Origin of the sequence: Nonomuraea sp. NPDC048892, from assembly GCF_040649735.1 — a bacterium.
GTDB classification, from domain to species: Bacteria; Actinomycetota; Actinomycetes; order Streptosporangiales; family Streptosporangiaceae; genus Nonomuraea; species Nonomuraea maheshkhaliensis.
On sequence record NZ_JBEZFZ010000025.1, the window covers coordinates 98,328 to 114,412 of the forward strand.

Consider the following 16,085-nt stretch of genomic DNA (forward strand, 5'->3'; position numbering starts at 1 on the left):
TCGATCAGGTGCCGTCCGGCGGCCTGCTCCCTGGGGGTGTAGCGGCGATTCGGGTCGGGGGACGGCCCGGCGGGGCGGGTGGATTCGTCCCAGATCCGGACGGAGCTGAGCCGCACCCCGTCGTCCGGCGTCGGCACGGCGGCCAGCGGCGCCCCTCCCGCCCTCGCGGACGTCGGCGTCTTTCCCGGTTCTGCGGGCATCTGTGACCTTCCGGCTGAGGCGGGAGCGCGTTCGGAGGCGGCCTGAGCTTCGAACGCGGGGTCGCGCTCGGATGATGCGGGGCCGCGTTCCATCGATGCGGGGTCGCGTTCGAGTGATGCGGAGTCGCGTTCAAGTGTGGCAGGAGATCCGGCGGCGGCGGGGAGCGTCCGGCGGCGACCAGTTCGCGGACGGCGGGAGCCGTCTCGGCGGCGAAGCGCTCGATGGCGCGCACGTCGCGGGCCATGAGGATGAAGCCGCTGACGCCGTGCTCCAGGGCGAGCTCGGCGAGCTGCCAGGGCTCCCGCTCGCGGTCCAGGTTGAGCAGGCGGCGGATGCCGGCGGGCGAGCGGCCCGCCTCGGCGGCAGCCTCGTCGATGACCGCGTTGCCCGCCCCGAGCTCGGCGAACGACCGGTAGCGCGACAGCGACGGCAGCCAGCCGTCGGCGAGCCGGCCGGTCATGCGGAGCATGCGCGGCTGGTACGCCCCGAGCCAGATGCCCATGTCGTGCGCCGGGCGCGGTCCCCGCGGCGCGCCCTCCACCCGGTAGCGCTCACCGAGGTGCCGGATGCCGCCGGGCGCGTCGGTGTCCCAGGCGGCGCGGATGATCGCGATGCCCTCCTCCAGCGCGTCCACGGCCTGGCCGGGCGTCAGGCGCGGCGCGCCCATGGAGGCGATGGCGTCCCGGTAGCCGCCGGTGCCGAGGGCGAGCTCGAAGCGGCCGTGGCTGAGAATGTCCAGGCTGGCGGCGGCCTGGGCGAGCATGGCGGGCGGCCGGAGCGGCAGCGGGTGCACGCTCCTGTGGCCATAGTTGGTATCACGAACAATTGGGGATGCGAAGGAAAGTAGTTCGTTTCGCGAACTTTTGTCAACTAGACTCGGCTCGTGGTCACGACGAAAGAGCCGACGCTGTCCTTCACCTCCGCGCTCGTCCGGCTCGCGCACCTGGTGCAGCAGGTGTTCGGCGAGGTCAGCCGCGAACACGACCTGACCCCGCAGCAGACCCAGCTGCTCTGCCTCCTCGTGGGCGGGCCGGTGGGCATGGGCGAGCTGAGCCGTGCCCTGCACCTGGAGAAGTCGAGCCTGACCGGCCTCGTGGACCGGGCCGAGAAACGCGGGCTCGTCATGCGTACACGCTCCTCCCGCGACCGCCGCGCCTGTCTCATCGAGCTGACCGGCGAGGGGCGGCGGATGGGCGAGCTGGCGCACGAAGGGGTGGCGGCGCGGCTGGAGGCGCTGGCGGGCGACCTCCCGGCCGGCCACCGCGACCTGCTGGCCTCCGCCGTCGAAGCCCTCCTGGCCGAACACGCGGCTTCGGCACCCCGTTCCGGCCCGCGTTCCGGCCCGGAACGGGCGTGAAATCGTTTGCCTGCCGTCTGCCACGAACCCGGCCCGATCCGCGATCTCCGTGGATAGGGTGGGGTCCCATCCCCGCGAAGGACGGCGCCATGGCGGAAACGATCGAGGTACACACGAATGTCGAGGGTGAGGACCGGGCCGTCGACCTGGCGCACCACCTCCTCCGCACCGGGCTCGCCGTCTCGATCGACCTCGCGCCCGTCTCCGGCTCGGGGAGCGACGGCGGCGTTATGTGGAAGATCTCCGTCCTGACCACCGGTGACCGGCTGGCCGCCGTGGAGGAGGAGTTCGGCCGGGCGCACGGCGGCGCCGTACCGTCGGTTCTCACGTTCCCGGGCGCCGGCGGTGGCGAGAGGCCCCTCGAACACCGCTGACGACGGAACCGGGCGCAAAGCCCGCTGCACGGGACGGGACGCGGAGCCCGCCGCACGGGACGGGACTCGAAGCGGAGGCGCTCGGCCGGGCGTCAGCGCGGCGTGTAGACGGTCAGGCGGAGACCGGGGTCCTCGTTGGCCTGGAAGGTCGCGTAGTCGTACGCGCGCCCGCCCAGCACCTTGCCGCCCGCCCCGCCCCGCGCGACGTCGTGGCGTTCCCACCAGCGGCCGAACTCGGGCGAGCCGCGCCGCAGCCGGGCGGCCAGGCCGGTGAAGGCCGCGTCGGGCGCCCACAGATCGAAGGCGGCGCGGAACTGGGCGGTGGCGTGCCGCGCCTGCCCGGCCCAGCCGTCGCCCAACAGGTCGCGGGCCATCGGCGTGAGCAGCAGGTAGACCAGCACGTTCCGGTCGCCGGGCGGCAGCCGGTCGATTCCGGTGAACAGCTCGGCCGCGGCGGCGTTGACGGCCAGGACGTCCCAGCGGCGGCCGGTCAGGTAGGCGGGCCGGTCGAGGCTGTGCACCAGGCGGGCCGAGCCCTCCGGAGCCCGTTCCCTGGTGAACGCCGGCCGGGCCGTCTGGCGGGCCAGCGTGCGCAGATGGGCGTGCTCGGTCTCGTCGAGGCACAGCGCGCCGGCCAGCGCGTCGATCGTGGCGGGGGAGGGGGTCACGGCACGGCCCTGTTCGAGGCGTACGTACCAGTCGATGCCGATGTCCGCCAGCTCGGCCACCTCCTCCCTGCGCAGCCCCGCCGTACGGCGGCGCGGGCGCGGCGGCAGCCCCACCAGCTCGGGCGTCAGCCGTTCGCGCCTGGAGCGCAGGAACTCACCGAGCGCACGGCCGGCCGGTTCCGTCATGATCGCCGCCTTCCCGCAAGGTGGTATCGGCCCATCCCAGGACGATACCGGCCCTGGTTACGACGCCGGCCGACGGCCACGATGAAGCCCGCCGAGAGAGAGGGGCGCCACGATGATGAAGGCGGCTGTGCTGACGGAGTTCGGGTCACCGTTGTCGGTGGAGCGGGTGCCTGAGCCCGTGCTGGGCTCGGGCGAGGTGGTGGTGGACGTCGTGGCGGCGCCGGTGCTGCCGTACGCGGCCGAGGTGTTCACCGGAGCGCGGCGCTACCTGCTGACCCTGCCGGTGATACCCGGCGCAGGGGCGGTCGGCCGGGTCCGCGCGTGCGGGCCCGACGCCACGAAGCTCGCCCCGGGCGACTGGGTGCTGTGCGATCCGACCGTACGCGCCAGGGACGACGCGCTGACCCCGGACATCACCTTGCAGGGCCTGAGCGCGCGCGGCGAGGGCGGGCTGCTCCTGCAGCGGCACTTCGGCCAGGGCTCCTTCGCCGAGCGCGTGCTCATCCCCACGGAGAACGCCGTGCCGCTCGGCCCTGTCGACCCCGCCGAGGCGGGCCGCTGGAGCGCGTTGTGCCTGTGTCTCGTCCCGTACGGCGGGCTGCTCGCGGGCGAGCTCCAGCCGGGGGAGACGGTGCTGGTCAGCGGGGCGACGGGCAACTTCGGCGGCGCGGCGGTCGCGGTGGCGCTGGCCATGGGAGCCGCCCGCGTCATCGCTCCGGGCCGGAACGAGCGCGCGCTGGCCGCGCTGGAACGCCGGTTCGGCGAGCGGGTCGCCACCGTACGGCTCACCGGAGAGGCCGGCCAGGACAGCGAGCGCATGGCCGCGGCGGCGGGCGGCGCCCCCGTGGACCTCGTGCTCGACCTGCTCCCGCCCCAGGCGGGGACGGCTCCCGTCCGGGCCGCCGCCATGACCGTGCGCGAGCGCGGCCGGGTCGTGCTCATGGGCGGCGTGGGCATGCTGGGCGGAGACGACCTGGCGCTGCCGTACCCGTGGCTCATGCGCAACAGTGTCACGGTGCGCGGGCAGTGGATGTACCCGCGCGACGCCTCCGTACGGCTGGCCGCCCTGGCCCGGAGCGGGCTGCTCGACCTCGGCCGGTTCGACGTCACCGACTTCGCACTCGACGACGCACCCGCGGCCGTGGTCCACGCCGCCGAGCACGCCGAGCCCTTCCACCTGACCGTGATCCGGCCCTGACCGTCATCCTCCCGATGACCGCGTCCCGGGGAGCCCGCGCGACCGGTTGAGCCGGAAATCGGGAAAGATCGGATTCCGGTCCGCCGGTGGGTCCATCCTTGAGGGATGCGGATGACCGACCTCCTTCACCCCCTCTACGCCCGGCGCCTGCGGCGGCAGGTCATGACCGGCCCCCTGCCCCGCCACGTCGGCCTCATCATCGACGGCAACCGGCGCTGGGCCAAGCGGATGGGCATGGCCAACCCCAGCATCGGCCACAAATACGGCGCCGAGCACATCACGCACGTCCTGTCGTGGTGCGAGGGCCTGGGCATCGACCACGTGACCGTGTTCCTCTGCTCGACGGAGAACCTGCAGCGCCGCGGCGACGAGGAGGTGGCCACGCTGCTGCGCGTCATCGAGCAGCTGGTGGCCGAGCACTTCGACCGTCCCGACGCCCGCTGGCAGGTTCACGTGGCGGGCATGCTCGACATGCTCCCCGACAGCACGGCCCGCGCGCTGAAGAGCGCCGTCGAGGCGACCCGCGACTGCGCCACCGGCTTCCATCTCACCCTGGCCATCGGGTACGGCGGCCGTCAGGAGGTCGTCGAGGCGCTGCGCGAGCTGCTGTACGAGCGGGCCGAGCAGGGCCAGTCGATGGTGGAGCTGGCCGCGGCGCTGACCGTGGACGACATCGCCCCCCACCTCTACACGGCCGGGCAGCCGGACCCCGATCTGGTCATCAGGACCAGCGGGGAGCAGCGCATGTCGAACTTCCTGCTCTGGCAGTCGGCCTACTCCGAGCTCTACTTCTGCGAGGCGTACTGGCCGGCGTTCCGCGAGATCGACTTCCTGCGCGCCCTGCGCAGCTTCTCCGCCCGGCAGCGGCGTTACGGCGGCTGACGCGCGGGCGGAGGCGGGCCTGAGCGGCGTAAACCGGTTGCCCGGTGGCAGGGGCGGCTGGTGAGGTGTGCGGATGAATCGTGACGAAGTACTGGCTGTGTTCGACAGGGAGCTGCGGCGCGAGGCCGCGCCCGAGGGCTCGGGCAGCGTGGTCGAGCGGGCCGGCGGCGTCGTGCGCATGGTCGGGCCTGAGCACGGTTGGAACGGCGTCCTGTGGTCCGGCCTCGGCGACGGCGACGCCGACGCGGCCATCGCCGAGCAGGTGCGCCACTTCGGGGCGCTGGGGCGGCCGTTCGAGTGGAAGCTGTACGCCCACGACCGGCCCGCCGACCTCGACCGCCGCCTCCTGGCCGCCGGCTTCGTCCCGGAACCGGCCGAGACGCTCATGGTGGCCGAGGCCGCCGGCATCGCCGGAGGTCCTGAGGCGGTGCCGGAGGGCGTGCGGCTGGTCCCCGTCACCGGTCAGGACGGCGTCGATCTGCTGGCCGACGTGCACGACCTCGCCTTCGGCGCCGTCCACGAGCACCTCAGGAAGGCTCTGCCGGCCCAGCTCGCCGCCGGGACCGTCATCGCCGTCGTCGCCATGGCCGGCGACACGCCCATCAGCGCGGCGCGCATGGACCTGCACCCGGGCACCGCGTTCGCGAGCCTGTGGGGCGGGGGCACCGTGCCCGGCTGGCGGGGGAAGGGCGTCTACCGGGCGCTCGTGGCCTATCGGGCCCGGGAGGCGGTCGCGCGCGGGTACCGCTACCTCCAGGTGGACGCCTCCGACCAGAGCCGGCCGATCCTGGAGCGGCTGGGGTTCGCGCCGCTGACCACGACGACGCCGTACGTCCATCCGTGAGGCCGTACGTCCATCCGTGAGTACGCTGATGTCCGTGAGTACGCTGATGAACGCGCCCGCCCAGCACTCGTGAGTACGCTGGTGGACCGCCTTAGCTCAGCACCCGTGAGGAGACCAGCGCGTTGCCCGCAACCCATCCGCGTGAGCTCGGCCTGACCGCCGACTGCGAGAACTGCTTCGGGCTGTGCTGCGTCGCGCTGCCGTTCTCGGCCTCGGCCGACTTCGCCGTGGACAAGGAGGCCGGGCAGCCCTGCCACAACCTGCGCGGCGACTTCCGCTGCTCCATCCACGACCGGCTCAGGGACCGCGGGTTCCCCGGCTGCACCGTGTTCGACTGCTTCGGCGCCGGCCAGAAGGTCTCGCAGGTCACGTTCGAGGGACGGAGCTGGCGCGAGGCGCCGGAGACGGCCGCGCGGATGTACGCGGTGTTCCCGGTCATGCGGCAGTTGCACGAGCTGCTGTGGTACCTGGCGGAGGCGCTGACCCTGGAGGCGGCCGAGCCGATCCACGTCGCGTTGCGCCAGGCATTCGACGAGACCGAGCGGCTCACCAGGGAGCCGGCCGGCGCCCTGGAACGGCTCGACGTGGCCGCCCACCGGGCCGGGGTCAACGAGCTGCTGCTGCGTACGAGTGAGCTGGCGCGCGCCGGGCTCAAGGGCGTGGAACGGCGCGGGGCCGACCTCATCGGCGCCCGCCTGCGGGGAGCCCGGCTGAGGGGCGCCAACCTGCGCGGGGCGTACCTGATCGGGGCCGATCTGCGGGGCGCCGACCTGCGGCGGGCCGACCTGATCGGCGCGGATCTGCGCGGTGCCGACCTGTCGGGCGCCGACCTCACCGGCGCCGTCTTCCTCACCCAGGCCCAGCTCAACGCGGCCAGGGGCGACGCCGCCACCCGCCTGCCCGCCACGCTCACCCGCCCCGGGCACTGGGCGGAGGAAACGAGCGACCCGGCCTCGTCCCACCGCCCCCGTCCGGCCCGGCGCTCATCACGAGGCCGCCGCCGCTGACCGGCCCCGCACCGGCCGTCTAACCGGCGCCTGCACCCCACCCTGCACCGGCCCGCCCGCCGGTACTCGCACCGCCCTCGCGTCCGGTCGCGGCTACAACTCGCCGGATGGTTCGGTCAGCCGGGCCGCGCGGTGCGGAAGTGGCGGCTGCGCATAAGGTCATGATCTGTACCTATGCCATCGCCAAGGAGGGCGGCATGACCATCACCGCGCACCCCGTCACCGACCCCGTCGCCGAGCACGGTGAAGGACCCGTGTGGTCCGGCCGCTGGGGCCTGCGGTGGGTGGACATGATGGCCGGCGACGTGCTGCAGCTCGGCGACGACGGGAACGTACGCCGCCGCCACGTCGGCACCGTGGCCGCCGTCGTACGCCCGCGCGTGAACGCCGGTTACGTCGTCGCCGCCGAGCGCGAGCTGCTGCTGGCCGACTCCGACGACCTGGACGCCCCGCTGCGCTCCCTCGGCGAGGCCTTCAGCGACCCGTCGATCCGGATGAACGAAGGCGGCTGCGACCCCGACGGCCGCTTCTACATCGGCACCATGGCCTACGACGCGGGCCCTGGCCGCGGCTCGCTCTACGTGGCGGGCCCCGGCGGCGAGCTGAGCGTGGTGCTGGCCGGGACGACGATCTCCAACGGGTTCGGCTTCAGCCCGGACGGGCGGCGGGCCTACTACGCCGACACCGGGGTCGGGCGCGTGGACGTGCTCGACTACGACCCCGAGACCGGATTGAGCGGGCGGCGGCCGTTCGCCGTCGTGGACCCAGCCCAGGGCGGCCCCGACGGCCTGACGGTGGACGCCGAGGGCGGCGTGTGGGTGGCGTTGTGGCAGGGCGGGGCGGTGCACAGGTACGACGCGGACGGGCGGCTCGACGCAGTCATCAGCCTGCCGGTACGCAAGGTCACGGCGGTCGCGTTCGGCGGCGAGAACCTCGACCGGTTGTTCATCACCACCTCGGCCCTCGACGTGGACCGCGCGGAGCAACCGCTGGCCGGCAGCCTGTTCACGGCCGAGCCCGGCGTACGCGGCCTGCCGGTGCTGCCCGCCGCCCTCTGATCCCGCGTAAAAGATTTGCACCTCCATACCTAGGGTCTCTAGGTTGAAACTAGAGACCCTAGGCTACTGGAGGCGTTCCGTCATGACCCCCATCACCGAAGCCGGCATCCGTGCCGCCTTCGTCAACTGCTCCAAAGGTGAGGCCCGCCGCCTTGGCGTCCCCCGCGACCTGCTCCGCGCCCCCTGGCCCGATCTCGACTTCCTGGGCTGGCGGGATCCGGGGGCGCCCGAGCGCGCCTACCTGGTTGCCGAACGCGACGGCGGCACCGTGGGCGTGGCGCTGCGCCTGGCCCAGGGCGTGCGCAGGAGCGTCACCAAGACCACGCTCTGCTCGGTCTGCGTGACACCGCACACCGGCCCGGGCGTCGCCCTGTTCACCGCGCCCCGCGTCGGCCCGGCCGGCCGCCAGGGCAACACGGTCGGCCTCTACATGTGCGCCGACCTGGACTGCTCGCTCTACATCCGGGACAAGAAGCAGACGGAACTGGGGGAGCGGTTCGAGTCGCTCACCGTCGGGGAGCGCGTCGCCAGGGCCGCCGCGAACCTGGACGCCTTCCTCGACCGCGTCCTCGACGGCACCCTCGCCGACACGCGCGGATAGGACGCCGGCAGGGGTGGCACCGGGCATCGGGGATGTGTTTGGCGGGGGGCGACGCTCAGCGCGCGCCCGCGGACGGGAAGGGCCGTCGCGGCGTCAGCCGGCTCCGCTCCACCCGCGGCCGCTCACAGACGGACGGCGGGCGGCGGGGCACCGGCGTGAACGTCGCCCATGACTTGGACCGTCCGTCCACCCCTGCCGGTTCCATCGAGAGCCGAAACCATGACAGGCGGCCGGCCCTCGCCATCGAGCCCCGCCCAGAAAAGGCGCACCAGGGGGAAGGCCCTGCCAAGGGAAAAGTACGCTCCCGGAGGCGGTATTTGTCCTTCGACCCGCCGGTCCGGCCCTTCCTACTCTGATGTCAGGCCGACGGTGGGGGGAGGGTGTCATGCGAGCTCGTACGTGGACCGCCGTGGCGGTGCTGCCACTGGCGCTTACGGCCTGCTCCGCAGCCGGGATCGATCGTGCCACCCCGTCCGCGATCGACCCCGCCCCCACCTCGGCCCCTGCACCGGGCCGTGAGCCCGCCGACCGGCCACCGACGGCCGGCCCCTCGGCCGGCAGTCCAGCGGCGGACTCCTCGGACGGGAGGCCGGGGGATGGCGCCGAGCCGGTGGCCAGGGCCACGTTCAAGGCCGGGACGGCGGGCAGCGCGGAGATCGCGGTGATCGCGCTACGACGCCGCGGCAGACTACTCGACCTGGTGCTGTCGATCACCGCGCGTTCGCAGGGGGCGGGTTACGTCTCGGCCCAGGAGTTCACCGGCGCCGGCCCTTCGGCGATCACTCTGGTGGACAACGTCCGGCTCAAGCGGTACCTGATCGTGCGGGACTCGGACAACCGGCCGCTGCAGCCGCCGAACTGGATCGTCAAGACAGGCGAGCCCAGCGTGCGGACCTACACCTTCCCGGCCCCGGGACCCGAGGTGACCGCGCTCGACGTGAGCATCGGGAGCGAACCGCCCTTCCGCGACGTGCCGGTGACACCATGAATCCTCTCGCCCTGGCCCTGGCGACCGCACTCCTGAGCCCGCCGGCCGAGGTGCCTGAGGAGAATCTGCGGGCCGCGGTGCTCGACCTGGCACTCACCGTTCAGCCGCTGCGGACCGAGACCGCCGAGGGGAGCGGGCGCAGGATCACGATCTCGTCGGACGTGCTGTTCGGCTTCGACCAGGCCACGCTGACGCCGCTCGCCGTCCGCCACCTGGCCGCCGTCGCCGCCCGCCTGCGTACGGCCACCGGCACCGTACGCGTGGACGGCCACACCGACGCGCTCGGCACGACCGCGTACAACCTGGGCCTGTCCAGGCGCCGCGCCCTGAGCGTCAAGCGGGAGCTGGATCGCGTCCTCGCCGGCCGGCCGCGCGTCGTCGCGGCGGGCCACGGCGAGTCCGACCCGGTCGCCCCCAACACGGAAGGAGGCGCGGACAACCCGTCCGGCCGGGCCGAGAACCGCCGCGTGGTGATCCACTTCACCGGCTGAACCCCTGTGAACCGGGTAGATCCCCGTGAACCGGCTGGATCCCCGTGAACCGGCGTTACCGCCGATTGGCGGCTTGCAGGGCGAGAAGCCGGTCGACCAGTGCCCTGGCGTGGTCGTGGCCGATGGGGCGGTTGAAGAAGAACGCGTGGTAGTACAGCGGCGCGATCACCACCTCCATCAGTTCCAGGAGGGTGGGTGGCCGCTCGCCGCGGGCGGCCGCGCGTTCGAGCATGGCTTGCAGGTCGGCCGCGCGTTCGATCATGTAAGTGTCGCCGTCGGGGCCTCGCGAGCCGACCATGGCGGCGCGCAGGAAGAGGGTGCCCAGCGGGCCGGCCACGCCGTCGGCGAGGTTGACGGCATAGGCCTCCAGGTCGCCACGGAGAGTCCCGGTGTCGGGCACCGGCGACCCTTGTGCCAGTTGCTCGGTGACGACGTCGTTGATCAGGTCGTTGACCGTGCCCCAGCGCCGGTAGAGCGTCGCCTGGTGCACCCCGGACAGCTCAGCGACCCGGGGCAGGCTCAGCTCGTCCCAGTCCTCCTCGCGCAGGAGGTCGACGACTGCCTGGTGAACAGCGGCCCGAACCCTGGCGCTGCGGCCCCCCGGCCTGCGTGCTCGCTCCATGCCGGCCAACCTAACGCGAAGTGGAGTGCATTAGGCTCGCGAGCATGTTGAGCAGGACGATTCCGTCAGTCCCGCACCACGGTGTCCAGGAACAGCTTGCGGTAGCGGGCACCGTCCACGCCCAGCGCCACAGCATCTTCAGCGCGTATCCGGCCGGGGTGGAGCCGGTCACCCAGGTGCCGTGGCCGAAGGCCCAGCGCGCGACCGGGTTGTGCGCCATCATGGCGCCGATGACCGTGTCGGCCTCGGGATGGCGCAGGGCCGTACGGGCGGCTACATGGTCGCCGCCCAGGTACGCGGCGATCGCCGCGCCCATGTCGTAGACGCCGTCGAAGGCGATCAGTGCCTTGATGCGGGGCTCGAACGCCGCCGCGCGCGCGGGGCGAGCAGTCCGCCCATGCTCACGCCGAGCAGCGCCACCCGATCGGGGTCGATGTCGTACGGGGAGGCGTGGAGCCAGTCCAGAACCGGGGTGACGACGGGCTCCCAGCCGGGCCGCAGGTGCATCCCGGCGCGCATCGCCGCCGGCTGGCCGGGGCCGTCGAAGACCAGGACGTTGAAGCCCCGCTCATGCAGCGCGGCGGCGGCGAAGAAGTGCATCTCCTCGGCGCTGCCGTCGAAGCCGTTGTGCATGATCACCGTCGCGCCCCGGGTGCCGCGGTAGAAGTAGCCCTTGAGGGCGGCCGGTTCGTAGGGGATCTGGATCGGCTCGATGTGCTCCACGAGCTTGGCGTACGCGCGGAAGCAGGTGGCCTGGCGGGTGTAGGCGGCGTCGATGCGCGGGTCGCCGGGATCGCCGTGCAGGAAGAACCCGGCGGAGCGGTAGTAGTTCGAGGCGCGCAGGAAGCCGTCCCTGGCGCTGACCGGGTGGCCGCTGACCAATGCGGTGCGTGCCTCGGTCTCGACCCGATCGGCGGTGGCCGGTCATTGGTCGTGCCAGCTGTCGTAGTCGCCCTCGGTGATGCGCTGTGCGGTGGTGACCACCTCACCGAAGTCGGCGCCGCCGTAGGCGATGTGACCGAAGGAGCGCAGCGTCTCGTACCAGAAGGTGATGTCCTTTTCGAAGATTAAGGGGTGCGAGCGAAACTCCTTAACGCGAATCCGTTCGCCCAATATGGGACCGGCTTCGCTCTTAAAGCAAGTCGGTTCGCGTTAACGTCGCTGCAGGCAACCCGCACGGCGCCCAGGGGTACGCCGGGCCGGCGCCGCGACGAAGTCGTCAGTAGCCGAGCTCGTCGCGGACGTCGCTGAGCCGGTCGAGGACGCGGCGCCGGTCGTCGGCGGACAGCTGGTCGTCGCGATGGCGGACCGGACCGGTGTCGAAGCCCAGCATGGCCGGGTCGTCCGGCAGCCCCAGGTGATCGAGCAGGCGGAGCCGTTCGGCCGGCCAGTCCGCCGCGGCGTCCTCCAGCCGCAGCTCGATGTAGCGCGGATCGGCCGCCAGTGCCGGCCGCTGATCCAGTAGCCGCCGGTACACGGGTTCCACCCAGCTGACGACGTCGTCGAGCGTGCGCGGCGCCCACGGCTGGTGCAGGTGCGAGGCGACGACCGACAGCGGATCCCTGATCATGTGTACGAACCGGGCCCCTGGATACAGCTCCCACAGGAACGGCACCGACAGCACGTTGAACGGTGTCTTCTCCACCCACGTCGTCTTGCCGGCGGCCACCGTCACCGGCTCGAACAGCGCGGACACGAAACGCCGCAGGATGGCCAGCAGCTCGCCCCGGTCAGCGAAGTAGCGACCGACGACACGCCGGTTCACCTTCGCCTCGCCCGGCAGGTGCCGCTCCTGATGCGGGCCCTGCGGCACCCGTTCGTGGAACTCGTACCAGGTGAGTGCGGCGAACAGCTCGTCCACGGCCGCCCAGTACCGGTCCGGCCCGAGCTCATCGACCAACCCCCACCCCCGGAACGCCTCCATCGACCGGCCTGAGACCCGCCGGCCGAGGAGGAAAGCGAGCCGCCGCAGCGCGTCGTCGGCCGCGTACGGTTCGTAGCCGATGGTCAGCACCCGCGCGGCATCCTCCAGCCCGCCGGGATCGACGATGAACCGGCTCTCCCAATGAATCGCGTGCACGTCACGGTGACTGCCGAGCACCTTGTTCATCCGGCTGGTGCCCGACCGCCCAGTGCCACCCACGAACACCGGCTCTCGCATACCCACGCCCCCACCCCCTTCGCAAAAAGGGACACTAGCCTCCGTCTTCGGCCGGCCGTCAATCGTTTTTTGTCCGGGGGTAGCGCTCATACGGCAACAACTCGGCGCTGGTCAACGACGTCGCAGCGGCCATCAGGTCGGTCTACGGCTGGTCGGCCGTAAGCGTGGAGACCAACAGCTCACCATCACCGGCACCGTCAAGGCCGGTCGCGCTGGGAGGCCGCCGCGTGGCAGGCGCCGAAGCCTTCGGCGCGCAGGACGATTCGCCCTGAACGGACCCGGATCGCGACCTCCGTCATGTCCCCCGGCTCGGCAACCCCGGCCGCCGCCGCCAGCGCGCCCGACTCGTCGTACACGATCCGCAGCCGAGGCCAGGCCGGTTTCGGGAACGCCTGCCGCAAGCACGTGCCGACCTCCGCGACCACCAGCCGGGCCAGCGGCAGCACCTCAGCAGGTGTACGGGTCACGACCACGGCGGTGACCTCGGCCCCGGGCGGCGCGGCGCGTACCGCCTCTTCGGCCGCCGAGAGCCGGTGCACCCCGAGCACCGCCACCACCCCGTCACGCCCGAGCCGCGCCGCACCGCCGTCCGCGCGGCCGTCCGCGCGGCCGTCCGCGTCGCCATCCACCCCGCCGTCCGCCGTCCCGTCCGAGGCTCCGCCCGAGACCCCGCCCGCAGCCCCATCCATTGGGTCCCGGATGATCGGCGGCGACCAGGGCTCGTCGGTCTCCCGCACGTCCGGGATCACGGGCGCGACCGTCCAGCGGTCGTCCAGGTCGAGATCGGCCAGTCGCTCGCACACCCGGATCACGTCGAACGAGTCGACGAACCCGGGCGCCGCCGCCGCGAGCTGCCCCGCCCCCTGCAGCACCGTGAGCGCCGCCCCGGCCAGCCGCACCAGCCGCCCGTCCGGCTCCTTCGGCGGACGCAGCCGCTCCATGGACAGCCCCAGCAGGATCGCGTTGAGCCGCATGAGCTCGGCGAACGGCTTGTGCAGGGTCTCGTCGGCGAGGATCTCGGGCATCAGGTCGGCCCCGAGCCTGCTGGGCGCGTGGCGGTCCTCGGTCATCAGCGGCAGCCGGGTCACCCAGGCCCGCGCCACCTCCCCGAGCGCCTCGCGGACCGTGAGCGCCGGCTCCTCGGCCGGGATCACCGGGGCGCGCTCGGCCAGGTCGGCGAGGACGGCGAAGTAGAGCGCCCGTTTGCCGGGAAAGTTCGAGTACACCGCCCCGCGCGTCAGCTCGGCCCGGTCGGCGATCTCGTCGATCTTGGCATCCCTGAATCCGCGTTCGGCGAACTCCTGCCTGGCCGCTTCCAGCACTTTCGCGCGATTGCGTTCCTGGGCCTCCGCCCTCGTGAGCCGGGCCAACCGTCCTCCACTCGTTGCCGTCCGCTCCCGAACCAAGATACCGTGAGCATTCAGATGATGAGATCATCCAAAAACTCAGATCATGTGAAAGTGGAGGGCAAGGTCATGACCGAAGTGCCGGAGATCGACCTCACCGACCCGGCGGTGCTGGCGGACCCGTTCGCGGCATACGCGCCGGTCAGGGAGAAATCACCGGTCGTGCGGCTGGTGGCGCCCGGGCTCGGGCCGTTCTGGGCCGTGACGCGGCACGAGGAGGCCCGCGCGATGCTCGCCGACCCGCGCATGGAGATCCACAGCGATAGCTTCATGCGCCCCGACGTGCCCGAGCACTGCCTGCGCTACATGCGCACCATGTCCGAGATGAACGGCCCCGAGCACTCCCGCCTGCGCCGCCTGGTCGCGCCCGCGTTCACGCCGCGCCGGGCGGCCGAGTTCGCGCCGCGCATCGAGGAGATCGTCGTCGGCCTGCTGGACGAGTTGCCCCAGGACGAGCCGGTCGATCTGCTGGCCCGCTTCGCCAGGCCGCTGCCGATGGAGGTCGTCTGCGAGCTGGTCGGCATCCCCGCCGCCGGCCGCCCGGCCTGGCGCGAGTACGGCGCCGCCATCGCCGCGGGCCACGGCGAGAAGTTCGCCCAGGCCATCCCGGCCATCATGGAGGACGCCAAGTCGGCCATCGCCGGGGTGCGGGCCGAGCCGCGCGGAGACCTGCTCTCCGACCTGGCCCGCATCAACGAGGAGGACGGCGACCGGCTGTCCGACGAGGAGCTCGTCACCATGGTGTGGCTGCTGGTGCTGGCCGGCCAGACGCCGACGAACCTCATCGCCAACGCCGTCGCGGCCCTGCTCGCCCACCCCGCCCAGCTCGCCGCGCTGCGCGCCGACCCCGGGCACATGCCGCGCGCCGTCGAGGAGCTGGCCCGCTGGTGCACCCCGCAGCCGATGACCGTTCCCCGCTTCCCGTCGGAAGATGTGGAGATCGGTGGCGTACGCATCCCGAAGGGGGAGCGCGTCACCGCCTCGATCCTCTCCGCGAGCCGGGACGAGCGGGTGTTCGACGACCCCGGCGCCCTCGACATCACCAGGGAGCCGGGGCCGCATCTTGCCTTCGGGCACGGACCGCACTTCTGCGTCGGGGCGTCGCTGGCCCGCGTGCAGACCGGAATCGCGCTCGGGGCCCTGCTGCGCCGCTTCCCCCGCCTGGAGCTCGCCGGCGAGGCCGCGTATCTGCCCGACCCGGGCACCCTGCGCCTGGCCTCCCTGCCCGTCACCCTGCACCCGGCCGAGTCGGCTGAAGGGCCGGCTGAAGGTCCGGCCTAAGGGGCGTCCTCGCCGACGAACATGCGGCAGATCGGCACCGTGGGCGGCCCGGCCGTGGCCGCGTACGGCTCGCTGTCGTCACGTGGCTCGTAGCCGAGCTTCATGGCCGAGGTGATGTCCCAATGGCGCCGCGTGTTGGCCGACATGCCGAAGTGCGCGCTCCACCCGGGGCCGGCTCTCAGCGCGGCCAGCATCAGCGCGCCCACGTCGCGGTCCGACAGCCACACACCGAGATAGCGCCGCTCTGACAGGGGGTAGCCGGTGGCGCCGAGGCGCAGGCAGACCACCGAGGCGCCGGTCTGATCCGCGTGCAGCCGGCCGAGCGACTCGACGACGAGCTTGCTCAGCCCGTACGAGCAGCAGGGACGCGGCTCCCACCCGGGGCCCACCGGGCGGTGCTCGGGCCGGTTGTACTCGCCCATCACGTGGACCGTACTGGCCAGGACCACGCGCGGGACGGCATGCGTCGCGGCGGCGTCGAGGACACGCCTGGTGAGGGCCACGTTGGCGTGGTAGACCTCCTCCCAGCGGGCATCCGTCCTGGGATCGGCCGCCAGGTGCACCACCGCCGACGCCCCGGCCAGCGCCTCCTCGGCCAGCCCCGGCTCGGCCAGGTCGCCGGCCACGACCTCCTCGCCCGGTGACACCGCACCGGTCACCCGGTCGACGATCCGCAGCGGATACTTCTTCAGCAGCGCCGGCCGCACCAGCCGGCCCACCCGCCCGAACCCGCCCGTCACCACAACCGGCCCCATGCCAC

20 protein-coding genes are annotated in these 16,085 nt (G+C 72.7%); 11 read left to right on the plus strand and 9 right to left on the minus strand.

Annotated features, from left to right (window positions below; translation table 11 throughout):
- Nucleotides 1–4: 4 nt before the first annotated feature.
- Nucleotides 5–994 carry an LLM class flavin-dependent oxidoreductase gene (locus tag AB0C28_RS45285; RefSeq protein WP_358082099.1) on the minus strand — a complete coding sequence of 330 codons (990 nt, stop codon included), beginning with the start codon at nt 992–994 and terminating at the stop codon, nt 5–7.
- A 90-nt stretch (nt 995–1,084) separates the two neighbouring features.
- On the opposite strand from AB0C28_RS45285, the gene AB0C28_RS45290 reads away from it, so the two are divergent.
- Nucleotides 1,085–1,558, plus strand: a complete 474-nt coding sequence (locus AB0C28_RS45290) for a MarR family transcriptional regulator (protein ID WP_357857582.1) — start codon at nt 1,085–1,087, stop codon at nt 1,556–1,558.
- An 89-nt stretch (nt 1,559–1,647) separates the two neighbouring features.
- Entirely contained in the window at nt 1,648–1,932 is a 285-nt protein-coding gene (locus AB0C28_RS45295; protein ID WP_357857585.1) for a hypothetical protein, read from the plus strand.
- Between the two features lie 92 nt (nt 1,933–2,024).
- On the opposite strand, the gene AB0C28_RS45300 is transcribed toward AB0C28_RS45295, so the two are convergent.
- Nucleotides 2,025–2,786 carry a helix-turn-helix transcriptional regulator gene (locus AB0C28_RS45300; RefSeq protein WP_357857588.1) on the minus strand — a complete coding sequence of 254 codons (762 nt, stop codon included), beginning with the start codon at nt 2,784–2,786 and terminating at the stop codon, nt 2,025–2,027.
- A gap of 112 nt (nt 2,787–2,898) precedes the next feature.
- Here AB0C28_RS45300 and AB0C28_RS45305 point away from each other — a divergent pair, with 112 nt between their 5' ends.
- The 8 genes from AB0C28_RS45305 to AB0C28_RS45340 all read left to right on the plus strand — a co-directional run bounded on the left by AB0C28_RS45305 (nt 2,899) and on the right by AB0C28_RS45340 (nt 9,855).
- Entirely contained in the window at nt 2,899–3,984 is a 1,086-nt protein-coding gene (locus AB0C28_RS45305) for a zinc-binding alcohol dehydrogenase family protein (protein WP_358082101.1), read from the plus strand.
- 105 nt (nt 3,985–4,089) lie between these two features.
- On the plus strand, nt 4,090–4,866 hold the full coding sequence (gene uppS / locus AB0C28_RS45310) for a polyprenyl diphosphate synthase (protein WP_346113250.1): 777 nt from the start codon (nt 4,090–4,092) through the stop codon (nt 4,864–4,866).
- A 73-nt stretch (nt 4,867–4,939) separates the two neighbouring features.
- Nucleotides 4,940–5,710, plus strand: coding sequence for a GNAT family N-acetyltransferase (locus AB0C28_RS45315; RefSeq protein ID WP_357857594.1), 771 nt, complete (start codon nt 4,940–4,942; stop codon nt 5,708–5,710).
- Nucleotides 5,711–5,832: 122 nt separating this feature from the next.
- On the plus strand, nt 5,833–6,717 hold the full coding sequence (locus AB0C28_RS45320; RefSeq protein ID WP_358082104.1) for a pentapeptide repeat-containing protein: 885 nt from the start codon (nt 5,833–5,835) through the stop codon (nt 6,715–6,717).
- 161 nt (nt 6,718–6,878) lie between these two features.
- On the plus strand, nt 6,879–7,775 hold the full coding sequence (locus AB0C28_RS45325; RefSeq protein ID WP_357857600.1) for an SMP-30/gluconolactonase/LRE family protein: 897 nt from the start codon (nt 6,879–6,881) through the stop codon (nt 7,773–7,775).
- Between the two features lie 82 nt (nt 7,776–7,857).
- Entirely contained in the window at nt 7,858–8,376 is a 519-nt protein-coding gene (locus tag AB0C28_RS45330; RefSeq protein WP_358082107.1) for an FBP domain-containing protein, read from the plus strand.
- A gap of 385 nt (nt 8,377–8,761) precedes the next feature.
- Nucleotides 8,762–9,364: a hypothetical protein gene (locus AB0C28_RS45335; RefSeq protein ID WP_358082110.1), complete on the plus strand. Its 603-nt coding sequence runs from the start codon at nt 8,762–8,764 to the stop codon at nt 9,362–9,364.
- Nucleotides 9,361–9,855, plus strand: coding sequence for an OmpA family protein (locus tag AB0C28_RS45340; RefSeq protein WP_357857609.1), 495 nt, complete (start codon nt 9,361–9,363; stop codon nt 9,853–9,855). Before AB0C28_RS45335 ends, AB0C28_RS45340 begins: the two co-directional genes overlap by 4 nt.
- A gap of 55 nt (nt 9,856–9,910) precedes the next feature.
- Here the strand turns inward: AB0C28_RS45340 and AB0C28_RS45345 are convergent, their stop codons facing one another.
- The 6 genes from AB0C28_RS45345 to AB0C28_RS45370 all read right to left on the minus strand — a co-directional run bounded on the left by AB0C28_RS45345 (nt 9,911) and on the right by AB0C28_RS45370 (nt 14,008).
- Nucleotides 9,911–10,477, minus strand: a complete 567-nt coding sequence (locus AB0C28_RS45345; RefSeq protein ID WP_358082112.1) for a TetR-like C-terminal domain-containing protein — start codon at nt 10,475–10,477, stop codon at nt 9,911–9,913.
- 10 nt (nt 10,478–10,487) lie between these two features.
- A complete protein-coding gene (locus AB0C28_RS45350) occupies nt 10,488–10,793 on the minus strand; it encodes a hypothetical protein (protein WP_358082115.1) in 306 nt (101 codons plus the stop codon).
- Nucleotides 10,794–10,816: 23 nt separating this feature from the next.
- On the minus strand, nt 10,817–11,359 hold the full coding sequence (locus tag AB0C28_RS45355; protein ID WP_358082118.1) for a hypothetical protein: 543 nt from the start codon (nt 11,357–11,359) through the stop codon (nt 10,817–10,819).
- A gap of 42 nt (nt 11,360–11,401) precedes the next feature.
- Nucleotides 11,402–11,590, minus strand: a complete 189-nt coding sequence (locus tag AB0C28_RS45360) for a hypothetical protein (protein ID WP_357857618.1) — start codon at nt 11,588–11,590, stop codon at nt 11,402–11,404.
- A 106-nt stretch (nt 11,591–11,696) separates the two neighbouring features.
- Complete coding sequence (locus tag AB0C28_RS45365; RefSeq protein WP_358082163.1) at nt 11,697–12,638, minus strand: sulfotransferase; 942 nt, start codon at nt 12,636–12,638, stop codon at nt 11,697–11,699.
- Between the two features lie 197 nt (nt 12,639–12,835).
- Nucleotides 12,836–14,008: a TetR family transcriptional regulator gene (locus tag AB0C28_RS45370; protein WP_358082121.1), complete on the minus strand. Its 1,173-nt coding sequence runs from the start codon at nt 14,006–14,008 to the stop codon at nt 12,836–12,838.
- A 105-nt stretch (nt 14,009–14,113) separates the two neighbouring features.
- Between AB0C28_RS45370 and AB0C28_RS45375 the strand changes: the two genes are divergently transcribed.
- Nucleotides 14,114–15,325 carry a cytochrome P450 gene (locus tag AB0C28_RS45375; RefSeq protein WP_358082124.1) on the plus strand — a complete coding sequence of 404 codons (1,212 nt, stop codon included), beginning with the start codon at nt 14,114–14,116 and terminating at the stop codon, nt 15,323–15,325.
- Here AB0C28_RS45375 and AB0C28_RS45380 read toward each other — a convergent pair.
- Nucleotides 15,322–16,080 carry an NAD(P)-dependent oxidoreductase gene (locus tag AB0C28_RS45380; protein ID WP_358082127.1) on the minus strand — a complete coding sequence of 253 codons (759 nt, stop codon included), beginning with the start codon at nt 16,078–16,080 and terminating at the stop codon, nt 15,322–15,324. The two genes, AB0C28_RS45375 and AB0C28_RS45380, sit on opposite strands and share 4 nt — an antisense overlap.
- Nucleotides 16,081–16,085 lie beyond the last annotated feature (5 nt).